Annotated in this window: 23 protein-coding genes; 13 read left to right on the top strand and 10 right to left on the bottom strand. The window is 44.7% G+C overall.

All coding sequences use genetic code 11. The features are described 5' to 3' along the window. Nucleotides 1–138 precede the first annotated feature (138 nt). Nucleotides 139–1,257, top strand: coding sequence for a glycine cleavage system aminomethyltransferase GcvT (gcvT, locus tag IX95_RS11205; protein ID WP_038159914.1), 1,119 nt, complete (start codon nucleotides 139–141; stop codon nucleotides 1,255–1,257). 116 nt (nucleotides 1,258–1,373) lie between these two features. On the opposite strand, the gene IX95_RS11200 is transcribed toward gcvT, so the two are convergent. Together IX95_RS11200 and glgX are read right to left on the bottom strand one after the other, a co-directional pair. Then, nucleotides 1,374–2,240, bottom strand: a complete 867-nt coding sequence (locus IX95_RS11200) for a hypothetical protein (protein ID WP_038159913.1) — start codon at nucleotides 2,238–2,240, stop codon at nucleotides 1,374–1,376. A 110-nt stretch (nucleotides 2,241–2,350) separates the two neighbouring features. After that, on the bottom strand, nucleotides 2,351–4,300 hold the full coding sequence (gene glgX, locus IX95_RS11195; protein WP_038159912.1) for a glycogen debranching protein GlgX: 1,950 nt from the start codon (nucleotides 4,298–4,300) through the stop codon (nucleotides 2,351–2,353). Between the two features lie 451 nt (nucleotides 4,301–4,751). Between glgX and lamB the strand changes: the two genes are divergently transcribed. Together lamB and IX95_RS11185 are read left to right on the top strand one after the other, a co-directional pair. Beyond that, entirely contained in the window at nucleotides 4,752–5,993 is a 1,242-nt protein-coding gene (gene lamB / locus IX95_RS11190) for a maltoporin LamB (RefSeq protein ID WP_038159911.1), read from the top strand. A 115-nt stretch (nucleotides 5,994–6,108) separates the two neighbouring features. Then, nucleotides 6,109–6,948 carry a MalM family protein gene (locus IX95_RS11185; RefSeq protein WP_019275957.1) on the top strand — a complete coding sequence of 280 codons (840 nt, stop codon included), beginning with the start codon at nucleotides 6,109–6,111 and terminating at the stop codon, nucleotides 6,946–6,948. Between the two features lie 64 nt (nucleotides 6,949–7,012). On the opposite strand, the gene IX95_RS11180 is transcribed toward IX95_RS11185, so the two are convergent. Further along, nucleotides 7,013–8,632, bottom strand: coding sequence for a methyl-accepting chemotaxis protein (locus tag IX95_RS11180; RefSeq protein WP_038159905.1), 1,620 nt, complete (start codon nucleotides 8,630–8,632; stop codon nucleotides 7,013–7,015). 373 nt (nucleotides 8,633–9,005) lie between these two features. Here IX95_RS11180 and IX95_RS11170 point away from each other — a divergent pair, with 373 nt between their 5' ends. Further along, nucleotides 9,006–10,916, top strand: coding sequence for a methyl-accepting chemotaxis protein (locus IX95_RS11170; RefSeq protein ID WP_021455801.1), 1,911 nt, complete (start codon nucleotides 9,006–9,008; stop codon nucleotides 10,914–10,916). Between the two features lie 371 nt (nucleotides 10,917–11,287). After that, nucleotides 11,288–11,413, top strand: coding sequence for a hypothetical protein (locus IX95_RS26945; RefSeq protein WP_268745323.1), 126 nt, complete (start codon nucleotides 11,288–11,290; stop codon nucleotides 11,411–11,413). A 37-nt stretch (nucleotides 11,414–11,450) separates the two neighbouring features. Here IX95_RS26945 and IX95_RS11165 read toward each other — a convergent pair whose 3' ends face one another. Next, complete coding sequence (locus IX95_RS11165; protein ID WP_038159901.1) at nucleotides 11,451–12,083, bottom strand: SDR family NAD(P)-dependent oxidoreductase; 633 nt, start codon at nucleotides 12,081–12,083, stop codon at nucleotides 11,451–11,453. A gap of 153 nt (nucleotides 12,084–12,236) precedes the next feature. On the opposite strand from IX95_RS11165, the gene IX95_RS11160 reads away from it, so the two are divergent. Genes IX95_RS11160 through IX95_RS11150 form a run of 3 tightly spaced genes read left to right on the top strand, consistent with a single transcriptional unit; the run spans nucleotide 12,237 to nucleotide 14,565 of the window. Further along, complete coding sequence (locus IX95_RS11160) at nucleotides 12,237–13,157, top strand: DMT family transporter (RefSeq protein WP_235202621.1); 921 nt, start codon at nucleotides 12,237–12,239, stop codon at nucleotides 13,155–13,157. 8 nt (nucleotides 13,158–13,165) lie between these two features. After that, complete coding sequence (locus tag IX95_RS11155) at nucleotides 13,166–13,687, top strand: MerR family transcriptional regulator (RefSeq protein WP_038159900.1); 522 nt, start codon at nucleotides 13,166–13,168, stop codon at nucleotides 13,685–13,687. 8 nt (nucleotides 13,688–13,695) lie between these two features. Continuing rightward, complete coding sequence (locus IX95_RS11150) at nucleotides 13,696–14,565, top strand: DUF3626 domain-containing protein (RefSeq protein ID WP_051912549.1); 870 nt, start codon at nucleotides 13,696–13,698, stop codon at nucleotides 14,563–14,565. Here IX95_RS11150 and IX95_RS11145 read toward each other — a convergent pair. Then, complete coding sequence (locus IX95_RS11145; protein WP_038159895.1) at nucleotides 14,557–16,149, bottom strand: bacteriohemerythrin; 1,593 nt, start codon at nucleotides 16,147–16,149, stop codon at nucleotides 14,557–14,559. The two genes, IX95_RS11150 and IX95_RS11145, sit on opposite strands and share 9 nt — an antisense overlap. 138 nt (nucleotides 16,150–16,287) lie before the next feature. Continuing rightward, nucleotides 16,288–17,487 carry an MFS transporter gene (locus tag IX95_RS11140; protein WP_029236122.1) on the bottom strand — a complete coding sequence of 400 codons (1,200 nt, stop codon included), beginning with the start codon at nucleotides 17,485–17,487 and terminating at the stop codon, nucleotides 16,288–16,290. A 126-nt stretch (nucleotides 17,488–17,613) separates the two neighbouring features. Here IX95_RS11140 and soxR point away from each other — a divergent pair, with 126 nt between their 5' ends. Beyond that, the gene (soxR, locus tag IX95_RS11135) at nucleotides 17,614–18,081 is read left to right on the top strand and encodes a redox-sensitive transcriptional activator SoxR (RefSeq protein WP_021455811.1); all 468 of its coding nucleotides are present in this window, start codon (nucleotides 17,614–17,616) and stop codon (nucleotides 18,079–18,081) included. On the opposite strand, the gene IX95_RS11130 is transcribed toward soxR, so the two are convergent. The 3 genes from IX95_RS11130 to IX95_RS11120 all read right to left on the bottom strand — a co-directional run bounded on the left by IX95_RS11130 (nucleotide 18,052) and on the right by IX95_RS11120 (nucleotide 21,509). Further along, on the bottom strand, nucleotides 18,052–18,930 hold the full coding sequence (locus IX95_RS11130; RefSeq protein ID WP_038159893.1) for an AEC family transporter: 879 nt from the start codon (nucleotides 18,928–18,930) through the stop codon (nucleotides 18,052–18,054). The two genes, soxR and IX95_RS11130, sit on opposite strands and share 30 nt — an antisense overlap. A gap of 171 nt (nucleotides 18,931–19,101) precedes the next feature. Continuing rightward, nucleotides 19,102–20,118, bottom strand: coding sequence for a nuclear transport factor 2 family protein (locus IX95_RS11125; protein WP_038159891.1), 1,017 nt, complete (start codon nucleotides 20,116–20,118; stop codon nucleotides 19,102–19,104). Nucleotides 20,119–20,213: 95 nt separating this feature from the next. After that, nucleotides 20,214–21,509 carry an MFS transporter gene (locus IX95_RS11120; RefSeq protein ID WP_038159889.1) on the bottom strand — a complete coding sequence of 432 codons (1,296 nt, stop codon included), beginning with the start codon at nucleotides 21,507–21,509 and terminating at the stop codon, nucleotides 20,214–20,216. Nucleotides 21,510–21,847: 338 nt separating this feature from the next. Here IX95_RS11120 and IX95_RS11115 point away from each other — a divergent pair, with 338 nt between their 5' ends. After that, nucleotides 21,848–23,389: a sodium:solute symporter family transporter gene (locus IX95_RS11115; protein WP_038159887.1), complete on the top strand. Its 1,542-nt coding sequence runs from the start codon at nucleotides 21,848–21,850 to the stop codon at nucleotides 23,387–23,389. Nucleotides 23,390–23,473: 84 nt separating this feature from the next. Here IX95_RS11115 and IX95_RS11110 read toward each other — a convergent pair whose 3' ends face one another. Continuing rightward, a complete protein-coding gene (locus IX95_RS11110) occupies nucleotides 23,474–23,779 on the bottom strand; it encodes a DUF6482 family protein (RefSeq protein WP_038159884.1) in 306 nt (101 codons plus the stop codon). A 79-nt stretch (nucleotides 23,780–23,858) separates the two neighbouring features. Here IX95_RS11110 and IX95_RS11105 point away from each other — a divergent pair, with 79 nt between their 5' ends. The 3 genes from IX95_RS11105 (at nucleotide 23,859) to IX95_RS11095 (ending at nucleotide 26,927) form a co-directional block, all read left to right on the top strand. Then, complete coding sequence (locus IX95_RS11105) at nucleotides 23,859–25,322, top strand: cryptochrome/deoxyribodipyrimidine photo-lyase family protein (protein WP_019275018.1); 1,464 nt, start codon at nucleotides 23,859–23,861, stop codon at nucleotides 25,320–25,322. Nucleotides 25,323–25,496: 174 nt separating this feature from the next. Further along, nucleotides 25,497–26,186 (top strand): flavin reductase family protein, encoded by a 690-nt coding sequence (locus tag IX95_RS11100; RefSeq protein WP_038159882.1) that lies wholly within the window; start codon nucleotides 25,497–25,499, stop codon nucleotides 26,184–26,186. A 174-nt stretch (nucleotides 26,187–26,360) separates the two neighbouring features. Then, nucleotides 26,361–26,927: a hypothetical protein gene (locus tag IX95_RS11095; RefSeq protein ID WP_235202620.1), complete on the top strand. Its 567-nt coding sequence runs from the start codon at nucleotides 26,361–26,363 to the stop codon at nucleotides 26,925–26,927. Nucleotides 26,928–26,960: the final 33 nt, after the last annotated feature.

The following is a 26,960-nucleotide window of genomic DNA, read 5'->3' as shown; positions in this document are numbered from 1 at the left end:
GAATGTGAATATGATGTTAAATGTCACACTTTAGACTGTTCCCCTGCTGTTAATGGTGCAAAAATTCTCCACTCGTGTTTATTATTGGAAACAAGGTTTCCTTGAACGGAAAACGAACCTGATTAAATGGAGACAACAATGACTCAAGATCTACTCAAAACACCACTTCATACGCTTCACGTAGAAGCTGGTGCGAAAATGGTTCCTTTCGCAGGCTACGACATGCCAGTCCAATACAAACTGGGTGTAAAGAAAGAGCACTTACATACTCGCGACGCTGCGGGTCTTTTTGATGTGTCTCACATGGGACAACTTCGTTTGCACGGTGAAGGTGCCGCAGCATTTCTTGAGTCGTTAGTTCCAGTTGACATCATTGACCTACCACAGGGCAACCAGCGCTATGCTTTCTTTACTAATGAAGAAGGCGGCATCATGGATGACCTAATGGTGGCAAACCTAGGCGACCACCTATTTGTTGTGGTTAACGCCGCATGTAAAGAGCAAGACATCAATCACCTTGAAGCTCACCTACCAACGGGGGTTGAGCTAGAGATCATCGATGATCGCGCTTTGCTGGCTCTTCAAGGTCCTAAAGCAGTCGATGTGCTTAAGCGTTTCAACCCAGAAGTTGCCGAGATGCTATTTATGGATGTGAAGAAGTTAGACATCCTAGGTGTTGAATGCATCGTTAGCCGTAGTGGCTACACAGGTGAAGATGGCTACGAAATCTCTGTGCCGAACACACATGCTGAAGAACTTGCACAGAAGCTAACAGCGGAAGAAGAAGTGGAGTGGATTGGTCTTGGTGCACGTGACTCACTTCGTCTAGAGTGTGGTCTGTGCCTATACGGACACGATCTTGATACAACGACGACACCTGTAGAAGCAAGCCTTCTTTGGGGTATTCAGAAAATTCGTCGTACAGATGGTGAGCGCGCTGGTGGTTTCCCAGGTGCGGATATCATCCTTAAGCAGATTGAAACTAAAGACGTATCACGTAAGCGTGTTGGTCTAGTAGGCCAGACGAAAGCGCCAGTACGTGAAGGTGCGGAGCTGTTTGATGCCGATGACAACAAAGTCGGTGTTGTTACCAGTGGTACAGCGGGTCCAAACGCAGGTAAGCCTGTCTCAATGGCTTATGTACGTGCAGATCTTGCAGCAATCGGCACTGAATTGTTTGCAGATGTTCGTGGTAAGAAGCTGCCTATGACCATTGAAAAAATGCCATTTGTTCCTCAACGTTACTACCGTGGCTAATCTTTCAAAATAAATAGTATTTGATTGAATTTTAAAATCCGATATTGGGCGACTAATATCGGATTTTTACGTTCTGAGTAAGGATATTAAGTTGGCTGCCTGAGGTAGGTATTCGCTCAGTATGCCGAAATGCCAAACTCTCTTAATTTAGCAGGGAGGACATCGTCAAGTTTGTCGATGTCTTCAGGCTCGACTTCAATCAAATCAAATTGATGTAGCTCGTATATTCGTTTGATGTCGGCTTTTTCGTTCTCGGGGAATGCTCCGGTATCACGCCCCCAATATTGCAAGTAGACTTTGCCCGTGGGCAGATAGAAATCGCTGAGGACATCTTCTTCGATAGGCAATTGACGATCATAAGCGTGAACAATGCCATTCATATAGAGCCAGTTATCAATCTTCAACTCTGCTTTTGAGCGTACGTAGTGCCCATCCAGTGTGCGGTGTTTAGCTTCAAATTTTTGTCGAAAGCTTGATATGGATTTGTCTGTTGCATGCGCTTCAGCATCTTGGCCAGAAAATTCTATTACCGACTGTTTCAGGCGTTTGTTACGGATTATGGAGTCATGCCAGACAGCAAAGTGATTACCACTCTCTTTGTCTTCTCTCTGGTAACCACCTACTTTGAGACCATTAGCTGTAACTTCCCATCCAGCGCCTACCTTTTGCAACCAACCCAGCTCCTGAAGGAGTTGGTTGATCCTCTTAGCATTGAGCGAGAAACGTTCGCCGATTTGGGTCGCACTCAAAGACTTACCGCTCGTAGCGGTGGTATCTATCAGGAGGTTTTCTGGCCAGACGATAAACTGACCAAATTTCTGGTGCTGGACATACTCTCCGCCAAATTTTTCCCCGAGCTCCGTCAATACCCACGCATCCTCTGAGCGATTGATATAACCCGCCAGCTTAAGCTCCTGAAACAACTGCTTAGCATCAGTTTGACGCAATTTTGCCAGTGCAGTCGTAGAGATTTTTTCAGCCATGTGTCCTCCTTTGCCAGTGTTACCAGCTTAGGGATATTGTTGGAGAAAAAGGTTATCTAATCAAGTAGATAGTCGCTGTTCTGATGGTGACTTATCAGAACAGCGTCGGATTAGGCTTTCGCGTGGAAGATGGCCATTGAACTAGGCGCGATGAGGACTTGCTTGTGATCTATAGTCTGATGCAATTCGTGATTGTCCGTATTGCACACCATGGTCCATTGCTGCTGATTCTCGCTAGGTAAACTGAAGCGTGCTGGCGCGTTAGTTTGGTTGATGCAGTAGAACAACTCGTCACCTTGTTTGCCAATACCCAACTGAAGGGCAACCGAACTAAGCTGATTCCAATCGTCGTGTTCCATGAATGTGCCGTCAATGCGTCGCCAATGGATGCGATTGTCGTTTCTATTCTCCCCACTAAATGCTCGAATAAATGGCACCATGTATGTTTGTCGTGCCTGAACCATATTCGCTAGCCAGGTTTTAAACTCGTCTTTTTCATGAGAGGGCTGCCAATTTAGCCAGCTAAGCTCATTATCCTGACAATAGGCATTGTTGTTACCTTTTTGGCTATGAGAAAGCACGTCAGCGGTCAGTATATGAGGAATACCAAAAGCGAATAGCAGGCTCGCCATAAAGTTACGCTTCTGCTTTTCACGTTTTTCGATGATGCTTGGGTTTTCAGTTTCGCCCTCGACGCCATAGTTATCGGAACGATTGTCCCCGTGACCATCTCGGTTTTGTTCACCATTGGCTTCATTGTGCTTGTGACGGTAAGACACCAGATCCTGCATCGAGAAGCCATCGTGATAAGTAATGTAGTTAACGGTCAGCTTGTATGGCCAGTTTGCAGCACTGTATAGATCACGTGAGCCCATCAGACGCGTCGCAAACTCTTTCAGGTAACCTTGATCGCCTCGCCAGAAGCTGCGAGTAATATCGCGCAGTCGGTCGTTACATTCATTCCAGCCAAATGGGAAGTTACCCACCTGATAACCGTTAGGGCCGATGTCCCATGGCTCTGCGATAAGCTTTACTTCTTTGAGGACAGGGTCTTGAGCGACCGCTTTGAAGAAGCCAGAATTTGGGTTGAAGTCTTCACCTTCTCTACCCAAAGTTGCCGCAAGATCAAAGCGGAAACCATCGATTTGATACTCTTCAACCCAATACCTCAGGGTATCCATCACTAGGTTGAGAGCTGGTTGGTAGGATAAGTCGAGGGTATTCCCGCAACCTGTAAAATTCGCAAAATGCTCGCCGTGCTTAAAATAGTAACGATCATCCAGTGCTTTTAGGTTAAACACTGGGCCTTTTTCATCGCCTTCTGCCGTGTGGTTATACACAACATCGAGGATTACCTCGATCCCGTGTCGGTGAAGCTCTCGAATCGCTGTTTTGAGTTCAGTTACTGCATCTTGATCAGCGTAACGAGGGTCGGGAGCCATAAACACATAAGGGTTGTAGCCCCAGTAGTTGACCTTATCCATCTTGAGTAAGTGCGGCTCGTGCATACAAGCGGCAATGGGCAAAAGTTGTAAAGTATTAATCTGCTGCTCTCTGTAGAACTCAAGCATTGCATCACTGACTAAACCAAGGTAGCTCCCCTGGTATTGCGTAGGTACACTGGGGTTTAGTTTTGAGATTCCTTTTACATGAGTTTCAAACAGCACCATTTCTTCGCGTGGTCGATATGGCTTCTCAATGCCCTGCCAGTCAAATTCATCTCGGGTGACCACACATTTGGATAAATCAAAGCTCTTGGCTGAATTAAAAGGGGTTTCGTAAAACAGTGGTTTATCCAGCGCTTTTGCGTACGGGTCTGAAATTAGCTGAAGGTTATCTTCGTCACTAATTATAAAACCGTATCTTTGCCCAGCCTTCACTCCGGGAATAAAAGTGTGTTTTATCCCTGCATATTCATTGGTGAGTGAGAAGGTTTGGTAATTATTGTTTTCATCAAAAAGCGCAAGTTGGAGATCTTTATTCTTAGGTGCGTAAATCGCGAAGTTACAGCCTTCGTGATTCAACGTAGCACCAAGAGGATAGGGGCGAGAACACGGCATCGTTAATATTTGGTATTAGTTTGTAATTTAGTAACTACAAGTAAGTAAATAGCTTTGTCGAAGAGACGTCAAGAACCTTATGTATAAAATAAAAATGTAATTTTATTTCATGGCGAAGATGTTTTTTTGTTTAAAAGGTGAGCTATGTGACATTTTGTGAGGTAGCTATAAAAGAATCTTATACCTCCTCCCCCTTATATTTGTGACATAAGCCTAATGTACGTCGTGCGGTTATTTTTCTCCTCCCTTCTCATCCCCCCAAAATAAGTTTTAGGTGGAGGAAGTCATCCTTGAACCTTATCGGTAATCTTGTCAGCAGTTGAAGCAAATGGGGTTTAGGCAAAATAGCTTAGCCCATCTTACCTCTCTTTTTGATGGGTTCTGTTCCTGCCTTTTCAGAGCGAATCAACGAGCGAGTTAAAAGAATAATAAACCCTAAATGGAGTTAAAAATGAAAAAAGTAAGTGTAATTGCTGCCGCAGTGGCTGCGACATTAGCTGCTGGTTCTGCTTTCGCAGTAGATTTCAATGGTTACTTCCGTGCTGGCACTGGTATCAGTGACAACACTGGTGGTGATGTCTCTGTAAGCAAAAACGGTATTGGTCGTCTAGGTAACGAAAACGACAACTACTACGAGTTTGGTTTCGCAGAAGAGCTGAAAACGGGTGAACAAACTTGGCGCGTTGAATCAATGTTAGCTAAAGGTGATGATGATGGTAAATCTGGCTGGGAAGCTGGAGATATAAACGTCGCACAGTTTGCTGTTAAAGCAAAAGGCCTGATTGCATCAGATAAAGAAGCAACCATGTGGGCGGGTAAAACTTACTACCAACGTAAAGATATCCACATCACTGACTTCTACTTCCTAAACACGTCTGGTACTGGTGGTGGTATTGAGAACCTTTCTGTCGGTAACCAAAAACTGTCTGTTGCAATCATTCAAGATGGTGAAGGTACCATCAAAGTCGGTGAGAATGATGTGAAGCAGTCAGCAGGCTATATTCTGGATACTCGTCTTGCAAACATTGGCCTTTGGGAAGATGCATCTCTTGAGCTAGCACTAGCTTATAACTTTTCTACTGAAACAGCTGACGGTACTGAAGCGGCAGACGACGGTCTGTTAGCGTCTGCGATTATCCACCAAGGTATGTCTAACGGCTTCAACCAGACAGTACTTCAATACGGTACAAATGGTTATGGTCTTCAAGCGGCTAACTTCTGGGGCTCTGGTGCATACTACAAGCGTGGTAATGATTCACAGAATGACGCATCTGGTTACCGTTTGATCAACTGGGGTGTAATGAACCTAGGTGAAAACTGGGAAATGGGCCATCAGCTAGCTTATTTAGCTGGTAGCGACATCGGTAACGATACGACCTCTTCTAAGTTTGACATTGACCAGTACTCGGTAGTTGTTCGCCCTATGTATAAGTGGAACGACACAATGCGTACTATCTTTGAAGCGGGTGTAAACTCAGGTGAGAAGATCAACTCTGCAGGTACTGCGACTGAAGATTTCGGCAACACTAAACTGACTGTGGCTCAAGGTTGGGCGATGGGCGACAGCTTCTGGGCTCGTCCAGAACTACGTGTATACGGTTCTTACATCACTGATACAGAAAACGACAACGCGTTTGGTACAGGCGAAGATTCTGAATACGTTGTTGGTGTTCAGGTAGAAGCTTGGTGGTAATAGACAAATTACTGTCCTAATTGTCTAAGTCCGATTATGATAGCCGACAATTGTCGGCTATTTTTTTAAGCACTTTTCCCCTGAGTATTTAAAAAAATAAAATAAGGAATACCCTATGTATTTTCGTGCCCTTGTCCTTAGTGGCTGCGTTGCACTAGCAGGCTGCCAATCCCCAGAAGTAATCCAACAAGTTCAAACTGCACAAGCTGAGCAAGTAGACTCAATCTCTGCGTTGCAGGCTGTGACGATGAAGTTGCCAAGTAGCACCATCGTAGAAATTACCCCTAAGTCTCAGACGTTAAAGTACCAAGACATCAACAGCCCTGTTGCGATGTTTGAATTACCTGCAGACCGTGGTGAGTACTCAATCACCATCACTAGTATGATTGGGGACACGGCGTTTGTTCCTAGAGCGATAATTGTCGATAAAAATGGTCGTGAGCTAGAAAACTACGGAAGCGAAAAATTTGAATACACTAAGCCTCGCCTGAATCTTGGTAACCGCTTAGTTGCAGAAGTTGATTTCTTTCCACCAACTCATACTGAGTCTGTTTACCTGATTGTCTACACCGATAAGAGTGAATTGGGCAAAGCGACCATGGTTGCCCACCCAGCAAGATTAGATGCAGAGGGGCGCGGAAACTATCTACCAGAAGTAAAAGATATTGCCATTCCAAACTCTGAGTACGGCAAAGTGGAAGTTTCAATTGATCGCTTAGGCTTCTTCAAGCAGTTGGGCTCTTCAAGCTCAGCAGAGACCAACACCAAACCAGCAATGGCAAAGAGTGTTGAAGTTGTACAGCCTGAAACTCAAAAATACTACCATCAGGCGATTACCGCTGCGGTTGAGTCGAATGACTTAAACAAGGCAATCAGTCTGTTGGAAGAAGCGAAGGCACTTAATGTTGAAGGTGCACAGGAAATCTTCGTAAAAGCAGTCAACGCTAAAAAGTAAAAATAGCCAACACTAAAAAGCCGCTGCCAGATTCATCTGGCAGCGGCTTTTTGATCGCGATGGATTAAACTTTAAAATATTTTAGTTGGTCTGTGAGGTGTTCAGCTGTGTTAGCCATCAGTTGACTGTCTTCAGCTAATGAATGAGAAGCCTGAAGTACCTCATTGGCGGCTAAATGAATACCAGACACATTTTCGTTCATTTCTGTGGCCACAGTACTTTGTTGTTCCGAAGCAGCAGCAATCTGTGCCACCATATCGTTGGCATTCTGCATCTCTGACACTATTACATCGAGCTGCTCGCGAGTTTTGTTCGATGCCGAGACACTTTCGTCAACTTTTTCATTGCTGCTTTGCATTGCCGTAAAGGTTCTACCAGCTTGTTCAATGAGCTTTTCAATCGTCACTTGGACTTCGTTGGTGGAATTCTGTGTTCGGCTAGCCAAATTACGCACTTCATCAGCGACTACCGCAAAACCACGACCTTGTTCACCTGCTCGGGCTGCTTCAATCGCGGCATTTAAGGCGAGTAAGTTTGTTTGTTCAGAAACGTCTCTAATCACACCGACCACATTGCTGATTTCGTTGACGCCAGTTTGGAGGTCCGTCACCAAATCATGAGCCGTAGAAATATTGCGAGACACCTCCGCAATCGTATTTGAAGTGGTTTGCATAGTTTGATCATTGCGATGAGCGTGTTCGACTACTTTGTTAGTACTCACTGCGGTGTTCTCTGCGTTGGTTGCAACATCTGAAATCGTCGCACTCATTTCAGTCATTGCTGTCGACAAAAGCTCTAACTGTGCATGTTGAGAATTTACGCTGGTTGCGGCCTCTTCACTGGCTTGAGCAATATTACATGCCATAGCACTGGACTGTTCTGCTGACTGGTGCGCAGTGCGTAAAGTTTCCTGAAGCTTGCTCAGCATTTTGTCGATTTGCTGGCTCATTTCGCCCAGTTCATCTTTCCTCGACATATTCATGCGTACACGAAGATCGCCATCCGCGATCTTGTGGGTGTTATCGATCAATCGGTGCAATGGCGTGATGATGTTGTTTGAAATTGTGTAGCCCATGGCGAGCAAGATGGCTGACAGGATAGAAGCAACAAACGCTTCCTTTAAGGCAAGTGCATAAAATGCCTCTTGAATATCAGCCACTAGTAGACCTGAACCGATAATCCAGCCCCACTCAGGGAAAAGTTGGACGTAGGAAATCTTATCTTTAAGCTCGCCTTGCGGGCTCTTCCACTGATAGTCAAGGAATCCTTTCTGCGCGCTTGTTTGAGAAATAGCGACCATTTCTCGCCAGTGAAATTTACCAGCACCGTCTTTAAAGTTCTCGGCATTTTGCCCGTTGAGTGCTGGTTTAATCGGATGCATGACCACCTGCATCTTCTGGTCGAGAATCCAAAAATAGTTGGACTCGTCATAACGCAGCGCTTTAATAGCGTCCAATGCTTGCTGCTTTGCAGCTTCCTCCCCAAGAGTTTGTCTCTGATCGTAATAGTGCTGAACCAAACTCACGGTCGCTTCCACTTGAGCACTGAGTTTGTCTTCTCGCTCATTCAGGGAGCTTGTCCGTTGTTGGATCAAATTATAGGTACACGCCATCGCAATAAAAATTATTGCCAAGGCAACAATGGTCGCCAGTTTATATTTGACGGTGAGATCGCTGAGTTTCATCGTTAAGCCATTCTTATAGTTTATGTTTTGATTTTGAAGGTGAGTAGAAAGGCTATTCAATGTTCCAAAGTTGAAAATTGATTTCTGTCATGAATATTTTGTATTCATATTGTTACATATTTATATAGTGCGCTGGCTCAAAAGTGAGACACTTGATATTTGTTTACTTTGGTGTATCGGTTCACATATTTGGATATATCGCTGTTGTGAATGCAATTAAGCTGTTTCAATTAGTTATCAAATTTGGTGTTTGGGCATATTCCTACCACAATCTATTAATAAACTTGTTGATTAGGTCATGCGTATCTCCTAATGGAATGGTGTATGGAAAGTTTATGATGAATGAATTTAAGATGCATAGGGACGAAAAGAAATGAGAAATCTGGGTTTTAAAAAGTTATTGCTCATGTCCATTATTGCACTGGTGGTTGTATCAGTGTCTGTTTCAAGTTACGTAGCTTATGTGAAGCAGGAAGAGACACTTGTGGAGTTAATTACCGCTTCAAACCAGAGCTATGTGAAAGGGCAAGCGCAGAAAATTGCCGACCAGCTTGGAGAGAAAGTTGGTGGTTTAGAGAAACTGGGTAAGCAATTTGAAAATAAGGAAATCACAGGTACATCTGATGACTTTATTGAGCTCACTCATATCATCGCTAATGCAACCAATCTAAATAGCTCCGTCGTTGCATTTACTAATGGTGATGCCTATTGGAACCAAGATGCTGCTACTTGGCCCAACCACAAATTTGAGGGTGATGTCACCACCCGAGGATGGTATCAGGCAGGTCGACAGAGCTCGACAGCATCGATTACTGAACCTTATCAAGGTAGCGGAGGTGGTGAGTACTGGGTATCAATCGTACGTAAGACCTTAAGTGGGATGATTTCCGTCGATATGCAGCTGGGTTTTCTTAATGAGATTGCTAAGAGCGCCAATAGTATCCCAGGAGCAGTTGCTGTTATCTTGAATAGCGATACGACAATTTTGGCTTCTTCAATGGATAATGTTGAGGCGGGCAACAAGACCGACAAATATCCTTGGCTCAACACAGTCGCCACTAAAGCCATTGGTCAGACGGATGTTGTTTATGACGGCCACCAAGATGATATTGAAAAACTGTTCTTTTCCCATGAAATCAATATCGCAGGTAAAAAGTGGTATTTTGTCGTCGGTCTGGACAAAGACATTGCATTTGCAGACCTGGCTTCCGCTAAGCAAGCTGCCATCCTGACCGCGGTGATTGCTACCATCATCAGTATTGTTGTCGCGCTGTTTGTCATGCAAATCCTTTATCGACCAATTCTGGTACTCAAAGAAACCATTGCTGGTTTGAGTGAAGGTAATGGTGATTTAACCCAGCGTATCACGGTCACGACCAATGACGACTTAGGTCAGATTTCTGAAGGTGTGAACAAGTTCATTGCTAGCTTACAATCAATGATGTTGGAGATTAGTGAAGCTACCAATCAACTCAATGGTAACGTAGACCGTATGCGGGATCAGAGTCAGCGTAACTCGTCTATTCTTCAAAGCCATGTTCAGGAAACGGAACAGGTGGTAACAGCAATAGAAGAAATGAACTCTACGGCAGAAGCCATGGCGACTGACGCTGCAAATACCGCTCAGCTCACTCATAAAGCTAATGAAGCGGGCTCTGCATCAAAAGTGACGGTGACGCAGGCACAGACTAACGTGCAGGATTTAGTGGATGATGTCAGTGTTGCATCTGAAAACGTGAATAAGATGGCTGCAGAGACCGATGGTATTAATACCATTTTGGGTGTCATTGGTGATATCGCAGAGCAGACCAACTTACTTGCACTGAATGCGGCGATTGAGGCGGCTCGTGCAGGTGAACAAGGCCGAGGTTTTGCGGTGGTTGCAGATGAAGTACGTAAACTGGCGAGTCGCACTAAAGACAGTACAGAAGAAATTGAGTCGGCGTTGGCCAGTCTCCTGCGAGGCAGTCAGTCGGTGGTAGATTCAATGGATTCGACCAAAGACAAATGTGGTCAGACAGCCGAAGGTGCGGGTGAAGTCGCTGAAAGTCTCGACGTAATGACAGATTTTGTCACGGAGATTAATGACCTGAGTACGCAAATCGCTACAGCAGCGGAAGAGCAAAGTAGTGTGACCCAAGAGTTGAGTCGTAATATGAGTGCAATTAACGATATTGTTGGTGAGTTGGACAGCAACGGCCAGCAAGCTTTGGAAGATGCACACAGTATTGCGGACATTAATGCGCATTTATCGAGTATCGTGAATCGATTTAAGCTGTCTTAAATAATGTTGTTTGATCAAGAGCCTTGCTAGTCGCGAGGCTCTTTTTTTTGGGAAGCCTTTGCCATCCTAACAATAGGAAAAAAGTTACCTAAACCATTTTCTTCCTCACCAGTTCATCCACCTAACACAGTCCTATGACTCAGAGGCTATATGCAGAGCGAGCGGCGCTCATCACGTTATCTAAAAGTCCAAATAAAAATAAAAAATAGTCACTATTTACCTTTTTTATTTATCTTGTTGATAGGATTCTCACCGTTCTGTGCCATACGAGGTCCAGGCGCTTCTGTCGTCGTAGGAGTGATGATTTATCGAAGTGAGGTTGCGTTATCGGGAAGAATAATGGCGGTCTCAATCCATTTCTGGAGCAGACTATGGCAGAGTTTTTTTGGGGATTTAGCGGTGGCTGTATTGCCATGTATTTCTTGTTCGTTAAAGGGATGATTCAGGAGTTAAACCGCCTGACCCGATTTGCGTACGACCTACCATCTAAAAAATAAATAGAGCCTGTTTTTGACAGGCTCGTTACATCTAGAACTAATAGGTTAACGTTGGATCAATGCACTGGAAAATCTGTCCGGTGCTACTGACATCGTTTAACAACTGTTCGGCTAATCGAGCCACTTCTTCTCGGTAGATAAGGCCATGAACCTCACATGCCTGAGATAGCTCTCCCTTGCCTGTCTGTTCACCGTCTTTTAAGCCACCAGGTCGTAAGATGGTGTAATCCAGCTGGCTGGTAGTTAGCCAAGCCTCTGCGAGTGATTTTTCTCGCACTGCAGCCCCGAAACCTTGCTTTGAACGCTCAGATAAGTATTGCCACGAATCACCACATCCAAGTGAAGTCACTAACAGGAATCGACGCAGACCGTGTGCTTCCATAGCATTGATTAAGTGACGATGGCCAATGTAGTCAACAGGCACATCTGCGCGAAAACTGCCCATTGAAGAGACAGACAGGGCACCCTGAGGCAATTGGCGTACTACACTGTCGACTTGTTCCTGAACGGTGGCATCGCAACGATAAGTCTTGATGCCCAGTTGAGCAAGGCGAGGGTTTTTCTCTGGATTGCGGGCGATGCCAATCACTTGGTAATCTTGAGAGTGGAAATGTTCAGCCATCGCTGCCCCCAGCCCACTTGCGGCGCCCCAAATAACGATCGTTTGCATCTGTATCTTACCTGATAATGAAAATTAATCGCATTATACAGTTTTCCGTACCTTAGACGATAGGTGAGTTCAAAAATAGAAGTAAAGTCACCATTGACCCGTCTATAGGTGAAGGCATTAACCTTCCGTTTTGTCCACTGAATGGAGGTTACTATGTTGTCCAGTCTTACCCATTCCTCAGGTCGGTTGCAGTCACTGCGAAACCGATTCTCATTGTTACCTAACACTTGGAAAGGAGTCCTGCTCGCGCTGATCTCGACGGCGACTTTCACGGTTGTGGGGGTAATTGTCCGGGTTCTGAGCGACTCTATAGAGGTATTTCAGATCCTGTTGTTTCGCCAATTGGTGTTCGTCGCACTGCTCACCCCCGCAATCTGTAGCAATATTCAGGTATTGCTAAAGCCCAAAAGACTCAAATTACATACATTCCGCATTCTTGGCGCATTCACCGCTTTGTATCTTGGGTTTGTTACCGTAAGCAATATTCCGCTGGCAGACGCGACAGCATTAGGCTTTACCCAAGTGTTGTTTGTTGCTTGTATTTCAAGGTTATTCTTGGCCGAGAGTATTTCGGCATCACGCCTTTTTACGATTATCGTCGGGTTTATCGGCGTGATGCTGGTGGTGCAGCCGAGTTTTGAACAAGGATCATTACTCTATGTCGGGCTAGGTTTGGTCGGCGCGTTAGGGGCTGCTGTAGCGGTGGTGTGTGTTCGTAAAGTGGCTCAAGTCGAACCCAAGATCACTTTGCTGGCCTATCAGGCGATTTTTGTCGGTTTGATGGCATTGATCCCCAGCTTACTTAACTGGCAATGGCCTTCGGCTTCGGAGTTCGGGTTACTGATTTGTGTCGGTGTGTTGTCATCCTTTGCACAATGGATCGGGATCACCGCCTACAAATATGGTGAGGCGAATGTGATTGCCAATGTGGAATACGCAAAAATCCTATACTCACTGCTGTTTGGCTACTGGTTATTTTCTGAAATGCCGAACTGGATGGCGATGCTTGGTGCCATGATCATCATAGCCAGCGCTATCTTGCCTATGCTATATAAAAACAAAACGATTTCATAAGGTTGCTTATGTTGACTGTCACTCAATTAGCCAAAGCGTGTAATGTTTCCAGAACCACAGTGCTGTACTACGAACGTGTTGGCTTGCTGACGCCTGCCACTCGCTCAGACAATGGCTATCGTTGGTATGGGGAGAAAGAGCGTCGGCGTTTAGAAAGCATCATGTCTTACCGATCATTTGGCTTGCCGGTTCAGGAAATTGAGCCTTTATTAGACCGCAGTGATGAGCATAAACAAGAGCAGACGTTGCGCGATCAGTTTACTGCTTTGGAACGCGAGATCCAGACACTGCGCCAGCAACAAAAAGCGATTTTGACTCTGTTAGAGCAGCCGATTTTGTTTGACCAGAATTTGCTGACCAAAGAGCGCTGGGTCAATGTGCTTAGAAGTTCTGGCATGACGGAGGAAGATATGGCTAACTGGCATAAACAATTTGAACGAATGGAGCCTGATGCTCATCAGGAGTTCCTTGAATCGTTACAGATTGACGCAGATGAGATTGCAGAAATACGTGCAATGGCACGTGCCTAGGAGGAAGGTTGGACAAGAAATTCGAACCATGTTCAGAAGAGGATTTGATTAACCGGGCCATCGAGGTTATTCGCGCTAAGTCATCAACTGCGAATACATTGTGTCCATTTCCCGTCACGATTAACTTTCACCCTGATCGAATGACCAAAGAGGGGAGACCTATATTGTCCGCGATGACGGAAGATGGCGTGCTCAAGTCTCAGTTTCAAACAGGCACCAGTAATGGTGGTTTGACCGCGTTTCATGGCGGTGATCGTTGGAAGTGGGAGCAGCGTGTTTTTGAAGGCATATACGATCACAGCAGCGATCATCTTCGTCCGAAATATGGCGCACTTCATTTCATCGAAAGCGTCGCTGGCGGCGCTCCTCGTTTTGGTTCTTCGTATTATAGGCTGAAACCTCATGTTATGGAACACACCACTTTTTGTTATCCAGACAGTTTCTATGAGCCTGACGATTTTGCTACCGCTGAGCAAGTCTCAGCTCTGATTGCATTAGCAGAGGGTGACATCCCGGACGAGTTAGATCGCTATGTTGAAGCACATATCCATGGTGAAATCCGCATTGATAGAGACGTTGATGCCCTTGTACTCGACCCAATTTACCAAGGGACAAATATAGAGAAGCTGGCGAATGAGTTACCTTGTAAAATCGAGTGGCATGAAGGCTATCGAGCAGAGGTGGATGTTTTTTCTGCTTTTCCGGAATACCGCGGTGAGGAATTTATTGAATTGGCTAGGCAGATTGCCGTAAATAACTTGATTACGCCTGATGTGCTGTCTCACGCTATTTATCAGCAAGGGTTTGACGAGCAAAATGTGAAAAAGGTGTGGCACTATCTTGCTCGTTTTGGCTATGGCGTAAGCGGCTCAATTTAATCCGTTTTGCTTAAAGGCATCGGTGTAAGCTTTATCTTCGCGCATAATATGCTGGCTTAACCAGTTTTTGAGAAAACTCATCAGCTCTTCACCTATGTCTTCTCCGCGCTCAACGCGTTTTTGAAACGCCAACACTTCATCGACGAGTTGAGCGTGTTTATCAATGTGTTCCTGTGTCTGCTCATAGCCAATCTGAGCAAACAGAGTTTCTTCATATTTAAAGTGGTTAGCCGTGTAATCGATCAAACCTTGGACCACGCGTTTGATCGAAGAGAGACCATAATTGTGTTTGAGTAAGTAATACAGCTCATTAATCAAGTGCAGCAAGGTTTGATGTTGGCGGTTAATTTCATCCAGCCCAATATCGAGCTGCTCATTCCACTCCATCAGCTTGTCGCGTTTTGACTCTTCCTGCTGAATCTGAGTCTGATTGGTTTCGAATCGGTGCAGCAGTGAATCAATTTCCCCCGACAAGTTTCGTACTGTGATACTGGCTCGTAAAGTTTCACGTGTTGACTGGACGTTATTGTCCGATTCTTGCGTGATTTGCTGCAAACAGTTGTCGAGATCATGCGTTTGCCTCAATTGCGTTTCTGATGAACGGGCAATCTGCTGGCCGTAAGAGCGGATTTCTTCAATTTGCAGATTTAGCGCCTTAAATGACTGTTCAGCAGTTGAAGCTAACGCTAACGATTTATCCATGCTGGTTTTGTTCTCCTTCATGGTTTCAAGCACGTCATCGGTCTTTGCTTGTAGGTTGTTGATCTTATCTCGGATCTCTTCCGTTGCTTCCTGTGTTCGCATTGCCAAAGTACGGACTTCATCAGCAACGACAGCAAAACCGCGCCCTTGCTCACCAGCACGTGCACTTTCAATCGCTGCGTTCAATGCCAGTAAGTTGGTCTGGTCTGCGATACTGCTTATGGTTTCCATCACTTGGCTGATTTGGGTAGTTTCTTCCATCAGCGACTGGAAGTGTTCATTGGAGTTATCAATATGTTGGTTAGCACTGTTGAGTGCCTCCTCTAACGCCACCATATCGCGTGAGCCCTGATCAGCTTTGAGTTTGGCTTCGTTCGCCAAATTCGCGGTTGATTCACAATGTTCAGAGACTTGCTGAGTGATGTCAGACAACTGATTGATGATGGTTTTAGCGCTGTCGACATCTTGCTTTTGACCAATGGCACCAGCTTGCGATATTTCTGAGTCTTTCTGCACGGTATCTGCAACGTCCAGCAGCCTTGCTGTTGATTTACCAAGGGCATGAACGGTACGCGAGATATCTTCTCCGATGCGATTAACTGTCCGAGATAATGATCGCGCTTCGGGATCTTGTAGTGGAATACGTACCGTTAGATCCCCCTCTGAGAGCTGCCTAGCCGCATTTCGGACTTGGTTTAGCATCTGGCTTAAGGCATAAAACATAGCCAGCATCAGGCAATGATATAGCACGAGTGCTAATAGCCCGATCCACGCTTGTGCAAACATTAGATAGAGGGCTGCAGGTGAAACCAGAATGGAGAAAACGATTATCCACTGGATGGGATTAAACTGACTGAATTTTTCGGCAAGACTGTCAAACATGCACCAACTCCTTGGTGGTATATTCAATGTTCTACCTAATAAATTTAGGCCAAAGATCCAGATATCCCTACTTATAGGCGAGTATTTCCATATTTTCTGTCGATACAGCCTGAAATTCTCAGGCTGTATCATGGTGTTTTAGTTCTGAACGATGATTTCTGGCTCTATATCATCGTGCTTATTGAGCTGATGCATCGTTAACACTGCGCCTATCATAGTGACTGCCGCCAGCATGAAGCCATATTGAGTGATTCCGTAATGGCTTAGTAAGGCAATTGCTGTGTAGCTGACGCTCTGTATCATGGTCGCAAACATCTGCAATCCGCCATCGGCTCGACCTCTCTGCTCGACCCTAATTGTGTGGTGCATCCAATTGGTTCGGGCAATGCGATTGAGAGCGTTAAATGAACCGAAAAACAGAGTGAATATCAATAAGTATGCTGGGTGAGCAGAGAAGCTCATGCCAATCAGCATTATGGACGCTATGGCCATGGAGTAGAGCATGGTGGACTGGTGAGATGCCAGATTGAGCAATTTGGCGACAAACAAACCTGTCATCAATGATCCTAAACCAAAGGCGATGTTGTAGCCTGCATACCAGTCTCCCGAGATCCCCGCTTCAGAAAACCAGATCGGCACCAGCTTGCTTAAGAAGGTCAGGATCGGATAACTCAATGCTGAGAGTAACAAGAATGCGTAAAAGCGAGGCTGAGCAGTGAATATCTCCTTACTCTCTTTCATTTGGCCAATAAAGGATGTGGTTTTGTTCTGACGCAATTTCTGACGATATGGCGTCACTAGATAGCTTAACGTTGATAAGCCAGATGCTGCCGCGGCAAACGCCGCAAATTCGAGCATGCCCCAGATTTGCAGTAAGACAACGCCCAACGCACCAGCACCCAACGTAGTACCCTGTAGAATAATTTCCTGTTTGCCTGAAATCGCCGCGTACTCATGTGGGTCATAGTTTTCCTGTGTAAAAGCGTTGTTTGCAGTCCAAGCAAGGTTGCTTGAAACCCAGAAGACTAATTGTGCCGTAGCCAGCAACCAGTTTGATTCAATGCCTAGTCCGTAGGCCAACATGACGATGGCGGCTGTCGATGATTGTAAAATCTGAACCAGTACTAGTAGCGATTTTCTTGAATGCCTGTCGATAAGAGTGGAAAACAAAGGAGTCAGGAAAAAAGAAATGGCTGTACACGCTAAGGCAACCATAGCCACAAAAGGGCCCATGCCTGGCGTTTCCAGCATGACCCAAGGTAAAGCCATCATAAATAAACCGGAAGAAATTCCATCAAAGAAACGGCCACTCAAGTAGGGCATTGTTCTATTTTTCATAATTAATTGCATTGTTATTCTCCACTGCAAGCCAACTTGGTGTTACTCTAAAACCTCAAGTTAACTTAAGGTAAAGCGCTTTTTTGTGTTTATTTAACTGAAATAGCAGAAAGGAGGGAGAGGTATATGGAAATGACTGTCGGAGAGGTCGCAAAGCGTGCTGGGGTAAAAGTCTCTGCGTTGCACTTTTACGAGCAGAAGGGGCTTATCTTCAGTTGGCGGAATCAAGGCAATCAACGTCGCTATCACCGCAGTGTGCTACGTCGAATCGCTGTAATTAAAGCGGCGCAGGAAGTCGGACTGACATTGGAAGAGATTGCCCATTCTCTGTCTCATTTACCTAAACATCAAGCACCCAATCGTCAGCAATGGGAGCGCATGGCATCAGGTTGGCATGATTTGCTGGATCATCGAATTCAACAGCTTAAAGCATTACAGGATGACCTTGGAGGCTGCATAGGCTGTGGTTGTTTATCGATGGAATCTTGTGCCATTTATAACCCACAGGACATCCGAGCTGAAACATTCAAAGGGAAAACAATGCTCACTAATCCCGAAGAATGGTCAGCCGAGGGACAGAGCGAAAGTCAATAATAGCGGTAAGGTTAGAATACTGAAGAAGTTGCCAAACAGTACCATGGATGCCACACGATTCGGCTCGATGTTAAATCGTTCTGCAAACATATAATTCATGACGGCAGGCGGTAGCATAGTAAACAGCACCATCATTTGTAACTGCATGGCTGGCAGAGGGATAAAGGTATAAATTACCCAGAAAGCAGCCGCACCCGTTGCCAGAGACTGAAGAGTGCAGAAAATCCCTACTCTAAGCCCGCTCAATCGCATATTACACATCTGTGCACCCAGTGAAAGTAGCATTACTGGCACTGCTGCTTGGCCAAGCAATGCCGTCGCTTCATAAAGCGGTTCCCACACACCGAACCCGCCTAGGTTAAGCACCATGGCGGCAAATGCAGCGAGAAAGACCGGCATACGAATGACTTGCTTAAAAGGGTTTCCTTCGCTTAGCAGCGCGAGTCCAAGACTCACGTGGATACAGGCTGAAACAACGAACAATAGCACTGCGGATGCCAAGGCTGTATCACCGAAGGTATAGGTGAAGAGTGGAATCGCCAGATTACCACTGTTGCGGAACATGTGAGGGGGAGCCCATGCTTTATAACGCAGGCCTGCAAGTTTACAGATGGGGATCATTAAAACCCCCGGCAAGAGTACCGCGATTAATGAAGCGCTGAGCAACGGGACTTGTTCGGTGTCCAACGGCATAGAGACTAATGACGAAAACACTAATGCTGGCGTAAACGCATCCATATTGATGCGATTGATTGGGCGAAAGTCAGGTTTGAGCCAGCGTCCAACAGAAAAACCGACTAAAACCAACGCGAAAACCGGGAATAAAATCCCGATAACCTGCTCCAACATATTCGTCCTTGAATGCGATTGAGTACTTTAAGCAAAGTACCTGATAAATGGATAATTTAACGCGATGAGATTAACAAAAGCTTTGTTGCGTCAAGAAGCTTTGTTTCTGAGTGCGTATGTCGGATGAGATTCAATGCCTGAGCGAAGAGTTGCTCAGGCATTGAGGACTAATTATAGAGAAGGGTTTAGGATTGCTTGAGTGCGCTCAAATACATCAAGGCCTTGTTGTTTCAGCCAGTATGGAAGATCAATCAAGACCCAGTTTTCAGATAGTTTGTCACCGTCACGGTAATACACGTCAACCACCTGCATGTCAGCACGGATTTCACCACCTGTCATTCCAAGGAAGCCTCCAATTGGCGTATTGGAAAGATTTGGCCAACCGAAGAAGCAAGAGAAGTTACCTTCTGCGAATCGACAAACGTGGCCGTTGAACTTCTTGTCCTTCAAGTTATTGCGGAATGGCAACTGGTGTTGTTGTTGGTAACGCGGAATTGTGTAAGAAGCACCGATACCACACGGACCATACCAAATCATGTCTTTTGACCAACTCTTTTCGAGAACTTCTGGTGGGCAACCCATAGCGCCGCTATCGTTCAGTGAAGACAGGTCATCGACCATTTTGTTAACCAAGTCGAGAGTTGCTTGGCCTTCTTCCGGTTGGGCATCTTCAAATAGCAGGCCGTCATGATTACGTGGCCCAGGATAAACAAAATGCTGACCAGTTGAAGGAGGAAGTGGGTAACAGCCAGCTTGATCCATCACGCCAAGCAGATCGAGGAACAAACCTGTTTTTGTGATCTTACCGTTTTCTACGCAGTTAAACTCAGCGTAGCGAACGTTCATGATCTTCCCTGTTGGGCGCATCCCGAGATACTCTGCATCGAATAGGCCCATAAAGTGCCCCATGCTCATTACCCAAATTTCATCAGGATTGATTTCGTTGTTACCGCCAATAAAAATATCCTGACGGCGCTGCATGCGTGTCATTGATTTCATCAACGGCGCCCAGAAAACCTCGGCGACAGCTTGAACTCCTTCTTGCTCGCGGAAAGGGTAGACTCCGCGCCACAAGTAATCTTCTGAGGTATGTGCTTTTAGTACTTCTGCAACATTCTCATGAGTCGCGTTTTCCATTGCGTTGAAATAATCACGTACGACGCGTTTTGCTTCTTGATATTTAGCCATAATTTGCTCTCTTGATACGTCGAGCCAGATGTTGGAACAGGACTCGAAAAGTTTTTGGAACCAGCCCAATGTTCAAGCCGGAAAATCTGATTCAGTTATGCTTGAGCGGCTTGCGTTCGTTTCTTCTTGTCGAATAAGCCACCTTTCAAGGTTTCTGGCAGTGATAGCCAGAGCAAGCCTGCGACAATCCATACAATCGGTGAGCCCCACATAGCAGTTTGTAGGTCGGTACGTTCCTGAATAAAGATCAATACCATTGGCGCCCACATGCCGATGATTCGACCACCATGGAACAGAGCAGCGCCATAGCTGCGAAGGTGGGCAGGGAATAGCTCAGAGAAATAGCCACCCCATACTGCTGACGAAGATAAGCCGAAGTTGTAGATTAAACCGAGGATAGCCAGCATGTTCAGGCTCCCGATCATGACGTCACTCGGCGCAATAAAGAATACAGAAGCCATCACGCCTGCGAGGATGAAGCCGAATGCGTTAACCTTTCGTCCATATTTGTCGGCGATTGCTCCCCAAACCCAGGCGCCAAATAGAGACCCAAAAGCAGAAATGGAGAAGATGACTCCGATAGTGGCTCCATCAAACTGACGAACTTCTTTCAGGTAAGTGGTTACGAAGCCGCTGAAGAATTGGAAACCATAGAAATTAAGGCCCGCCAACAAAATGCAGCTGATGGTCAAGGTTCGATAGGGTCTGCTGAGCATTTCACCCCAAGAACCTTGTTTAGCTGGAGTGGATGTGCCTGATTCAGAAACCTGCTCCTCTTCACCATAGGCGATGACCTTTTTGTCACTTGGTAGAACAAAAATCATCGCTAGTGCGGCGACTAATGGAGGGATACCGCCGACCCACATCAAGCTTTCCCATGGAGCATTAATGCTGGAAATGAACGCTGCATAAGCCCCCATCACCATCAGAGCGACTGAGAACATCGATGAAGCAAATGCCGTTAGCTTACCTCGAACCGTTGGGGTAAATAGGCCAATCATTAAGCTGACTGCCACCGTGAAGTAGCCACCCAACGATAATCCAATAATGAATCGCATCGCTGCCCAGGTTGTATAGTCGGTAAACATCATATTGATGATGGTGGCACCGCCGTTTAGAGCTGTGATGGTAATCAAAGTTGATTTTTTACCAAACTTGGTCGCAAACCAGGCACAGCTCAACGCCCCGATCAGCGCGCCTACTGACTGCCAGGTGTAGAATTGAGCAGTATCAGACAGGCTAATGCCGCCATAGGCTTCAACAATATATGGGCGTACGTAGTCAATAATCACAAAGTTATAACAATAGAAAAAGTATCCGACTAGTATCGCTAGATAGGCGGTGACCCTTTGAATTATAGGAACTTCGCTCATGTGTTTTTTCGAATTCATGACCGATAAACCTCTATTTTACTCGGTTTTTTAGTTTTGTAAGTCAGAATTAAAACGATCGTTCTCGGATCTGACCACTCTGTATTTCGCTGTGGATCATAGTTTTTTTGCTGTGATTAGATCCGTGATCAAAATCAACTTTAAAATGAGTGCGTACCCAATTTGTGTTTTTGGTGATCAAGATCGCCATTTTGAGTGTTCTAACAGTTACTGTGCGCAAAGTAATCAAATCAAGTGACAGTAATCACAGTAATGGTGAAGAAATACCTAGTATCAGATCCTTTTAAGTATGATGAGTATGTGATTTACGGCGCTATGCTATCAGGTTAAATTTAAAAATGGTTACGTACTCAAGTTTTGCAATTGTTGCTGTTTATATATTTATAACCATACTGATCAGCTACTTAGTTAATAAACGTGGCCGTGCTGGTGGGGATTTTTCTACTGGAGATAAGCAGTTTGGTTGGTTTACTGCTGGGGTTTCGATTCTCGCGACTTACATTAGCGCAATGACGTTTGTAGGAATGCCAGGTTGGGTGTACAGCTCAGGTATGGAAGCGATGAGTATCCACCTCAACTATCCCATCGTAATTTTCTTTGCGGTTATTTTCTTTGTTCCAGTGTTCTATAAGCTCGGTCTGACCTCAATTTATGAGTATCTAGAGCTGCGCTTCGGTGTTTATGCCAGAACGATCAACTCAATGGTGTTTCTGATTGTTCAGTGTATTTCTGCTGGCGTGATCCTGTATGCCGTCGCCCTGATTCTTGTCCAGGTTCTGCCCGTTTCTATTTCCGAAGCTATTATCTATATCAGTCTTTTTATTGCTTGCTACACCTATGCGGGTGGTATATCAACAGTCATCTGGACAGACATGCTTCAATCTGTGGTGTTAGTAATTGGAAGTATTGCCATACTGGTTATCTTACTGATGGACATAAATACCGCAGAGCACCTTTCGAAAGAGCAGCTCAATATTATTAATGCAGACTTTGATCTGGGCATTGATACAACGTTATGGGCTGGGGTGGTTGCTGTGAGCTTTCTACATTTAAGTGTTTATGGCACCAATCAGCTCATTATTCAAAGAACATTGGCAACCAAAAATGAACACACTGCGCAGAAGTCGATGCTGCTGTGTGGGTATGGCGCCTTTTTCATTTACCTCTTTTTTGCCTTGATCGGCGTATTGCTCAGTGTGTTTTATCAAGATCAAAGCTTTGATAATAGTAATGAAGTGATTCTAGATTTCGTTTTTAATCATACAAATCCAGTCGTCGTAGGTTTGATTATTTCGGCATTGGCTGCCGCTGCGATGTCGACGTTGGACTCTACTTACAACTCGATGGCGACAGTAGTTACATTCGATATCTATAAACGTTTTATTCAACGCGACGCAACAGCTCAGCACTACGAGTCAGTTGCACGTAAGACGAGCCTTCTTGCTGCGGCGATGGTCGTCGTGCCTGCGTTGCTGGCAGTATCCAATGAATCTGTTTTGAAAACTATTGCCAGCCTTACGTCCATTTTTGTTGGTATTCGACTAGGCTCTTTTGTGCTTGGTTTGTTTTGGTCTAGGTCGAACGAGATAGGGGTGATTGTAGGCAGTATTGCCAGTGTATTTGCCGTGTTTGCAGCAATGTATGCAGAGGTGGCTTGGCCTTGGTTTGCGCCAATAGGCACTGTTGTTTTCTTAGTATTTGGCGTAATAGCGAGTCGATTCTGGGGGCGAATTACCTCTCAACAGGCGTCTTTTATTCGAAATCAAAAGCATCTTTTTGCAACGCCTAACATCAGCCATTATGGTTTGCTGCTGTTTGCCATCGTCTCTATTTCTGCTTGTCTAATTCTTCCTGACTGGCTTTATACTGCATTGTCCTAATGTTTAGATATTTTCAGACTGGCGCTGATTGTCATGATTGAGGTTATTCGCAGAGCTGTTGATTTATAATGGTAATTGGTCAACTCAGTAGTATTCATTGTCCAACAATAGAACCTCCAGAGCGTTGCTGGATCCTTTTGTAGGACCGCCCACCATCTCGTCATAGGCGCTTGTGTGTCGTAAGTATTGTTTAGTGACATTTAGCTTTGAACATTTCTTTTGCATTTCAACGATAGATAGAGCTTTCAGCATCTGCCCCCGCTCATCCGATACATAATATTCTTGCCCTTCTATAACGACAGATGCTTGATACAGTGACAAATCCAGAGAATGAATGATCAATTTATCGATGAAGAAGAACTTCTCTAGCTTACTCAAACTCATTTTCATGGTGCCCACCAGTAATTATCTAAAATAATTGATATTGCTATACAGATTGTTCGTACAAGTCTTTGATACGAGGAATCCTATGAAAAAGATTAACTTAGTCTGGTTGAAACGCGATCTGAGACTAACGGATCATGCGCCACTTAATGCAGCATTATGCTCTGATACCCCAACTCTGATTTTTTATCTGTTCGAACCAGACCTTCTAGCAAACGCACATTACTCCGAACGACATTGGCGTTTTGTATGGCAGTCACTCAGTGACATCAACGGCCATTTAGCGCCTTTCAATGCCAAAGTGATGGTTGGTGGATGTGATGTACTGAGTTTTCTTGAAAAGATGGCGAAACAATTTCAGATCGAAGCTCTCTATTCGCACCAAGAAACTGGTCTAGACGTGACATTTCAGCGAGACAAACAGGTTTTGAAATGGTGTGAAGGACGCCAAATTAGTTGGTATGAGTTCGCTAATGGTGCTGTGGTAAGAGGTTGTAAGGAAAGACAACATTGGGATAAGAATTGGCAGAGGGTGATGCGCGCACCGATCGAATCTAACGCATTGAGTGCTGACGCTCTTCTTCCAAATCTCAACGATGATTTTGGCATTGTTTTCACTCCTCCTGAAGCATGGTTGAGTAAGGTGCCCGGTATTCAGACTGGGGGTGTTAAAGTAGGCTGGGCAACGTTGAATGACTTTTTTACTCGGAGGGGCAAGCACTACTATTTCTCTATCTCTAGCCCTTCTGCTTCCCGGGAGGCGTGCTCACGATTGTCGCCTTATTTGGCCTGGGGGAATTTGTCACTGCGTGAGGTGTATCAGTTTCTACTGAGTCACTGGAACGACAAAGGAATGAGAAGAAGCTTAATTGCATTCTCTTCACGACTGCATTGGCATTGTCACTTTATTCAAAAATTTGAGTCGGAGCATCAGATGGAATTCAGATGCGTCAATCGAGGTTATGAATCACTGATCCAACATTCAGCCAAGATAAACAACGATCATCTCATAGCATGGAAAGAGGGTAATACTGGCTATCCTTTGGTTGATGCTTGTATGAGATGCCTCGCGCATACTGGTTATCTGAACTTCAGGATGAGGGCGATGCTCGTCAGTTTTTTAACCCATCATTTGGCTCAAGATTGGCGTAACGGAGTCGCTCATCTCGCGTCTTTATTTCTGGACTTTGAACCTGGTATTCACTACGCGCAATTTCAAATGCAGTCCGGCGTTACAGGTATCAACACAATAAGAATCTATAACCCGACCAAGCAAGCAATTGACCATGACCCCGATGGAGTGTTCATTAAAAAATGGGTGCCAGAACTTAAAGACGTCCCGATTTCATTGCTTTTTGAACCTTGGAAGATGAGTGCAATGGAAGCGCTAATGTACGACATTGAAGGATCTAGCATTTACCTAAATCCCATCATTGATCTTGATACAGCAGGCAGGGAAGCGAGGGACAGACTTTGGGCATGGAAGAAGAAAGAAGACGTCGTTTTGGAAGCAAAAAGAATATTGTCCACTCATGTCAGAAGCAGTTGATCTAATGGGATAAATGAACCGTAAAAGTGGATTATATCTCTGTAATTCTTGGAGCACGTTATGTTGAAGCCAGCCTTGATAGTGACTGCAATACTGTTTCTGATTCTTTCCTATTTAGCCGCTTAGCTGCGTGCCTGTTAATTCTGATGTCTTAAATGGTTTAGATAACGTTCAATGAAAGATAAAAATTTTACCAAATCTCAAATCACTGCCATGGATGAGCGAAAGAGAGCTAGGCTAATAAACAGTTTGTCGGGATTTAAAAGCGCCAATTTGATTGGAACCCAAGATAAATTTGGTAACAACAATCTCGCAATTGTCAGCTCTGTTGTGCATATAGGTTCTTCTCCTCCTCTTCTTGGTTTTGTCAGCAGACCAAATACCGTTGACAGGCACACTCTCGAGAATGTTTTGCAGTCTGGGTTTTTCTCCATTAACTCAGTCGAATCAGACATTGCAAGAGCAGCACATCAAACATCAGCACGGTACTCGAGAGCACAGTCAGAGTTTGATGAGACAGGTTTAACACCGTATTTTTCTGAGCGTTTCCCCGCTCCATATGTGTTGGAGAGCAACTTAAAAATCGGTTTAAAGCTCAGTGAATACATTGATATCACTGCAAATAATACATGCTTAATTATTGGAGAAGTGGAGGAAATACTGATACCGGATCAGTTTATACAACCAGATGGATACGTCGACATCGAATCGATGGAAGCGGTCACAATCTCAGGACTGGATAGTTACCATGTAACTCAAAGGTTGTATCGACTGAGCTATGCAAAGCCCAATCTGTCGTTACATCCACTAACGTTAGAAGGGGATCCTTCTTCTTGGGCGGCTTTGAAATCGGAAACAGATTGAACAAATTTAATGATGTTATTAACACATCACTCAAAATAACATCGAAATTATATTCACCTTGTCAACTAATTAGTTAATAAGTATTAGATTGCTCCCATAAATGACTTTTATATAAGTTGTTAATATGTATAATCACCGCGTTTTATAACTAAATTGTCAGTTGTTGGAGTAACAATGTTTAGAAGCTCTATAGTTAGTGCTTTAGTACTAGTCGCACTAACTGGTTGTCAGAGCACAAGCACGTCTATACAAAAGGATGCGAATAACCTAAATAAACAGTTCGAGATTGATGTCAATAACACTACTTATAATATGGCGTTCGATCATTCTCAATCTATGGTGACATCTGTTGAGTATATTTCTCGTGAGCAATCAAAAGGGATATACACTAAAAAGGCGAAAAGTGGTCTGTGGTCGCAAGAGAAAGTTGAGCATCAAACTCAGCTATTAAATTCTCTTTATTCGAATGGTGCATTTATTGTACGAGTATACGGTGAAACAATTAACTCGGTTAGCCGCGATTTGTACAAAGTTAAATTAGTGCAAGATGGAAAAGTCGTACAGCTCGGTGTATTTGATGCTGTAGGAGATGTTCCAAATATGGATTACCCATCACGCCTGTGGCGTAACGATTCCAAACTTGCGACCAATGGTTTAGATACCAGTGAGCCTTTTGAAATCCAGGTAATTACTGGTGAAAACATCGAAAGGTATCATTATCAGCCGAATGCTAAAGGCTGATAAATAGCTTAAATTCTTGAGCACGGTTGAATG

Source organism: Vibrio sp. B183 (assembly GCF_000740665.1).
Classification (GTDB): Bacteria; Pseudomonadota; Gammaproteobacteria; order Enterobacterales; family Vibrionaceae; genus Vibrio; species Vibrio coralliilyticus.
Note: the sequence above shows the minus strand (reverse complement) of the source record. Positions and strands in the feature narration are given on the sequence as shown.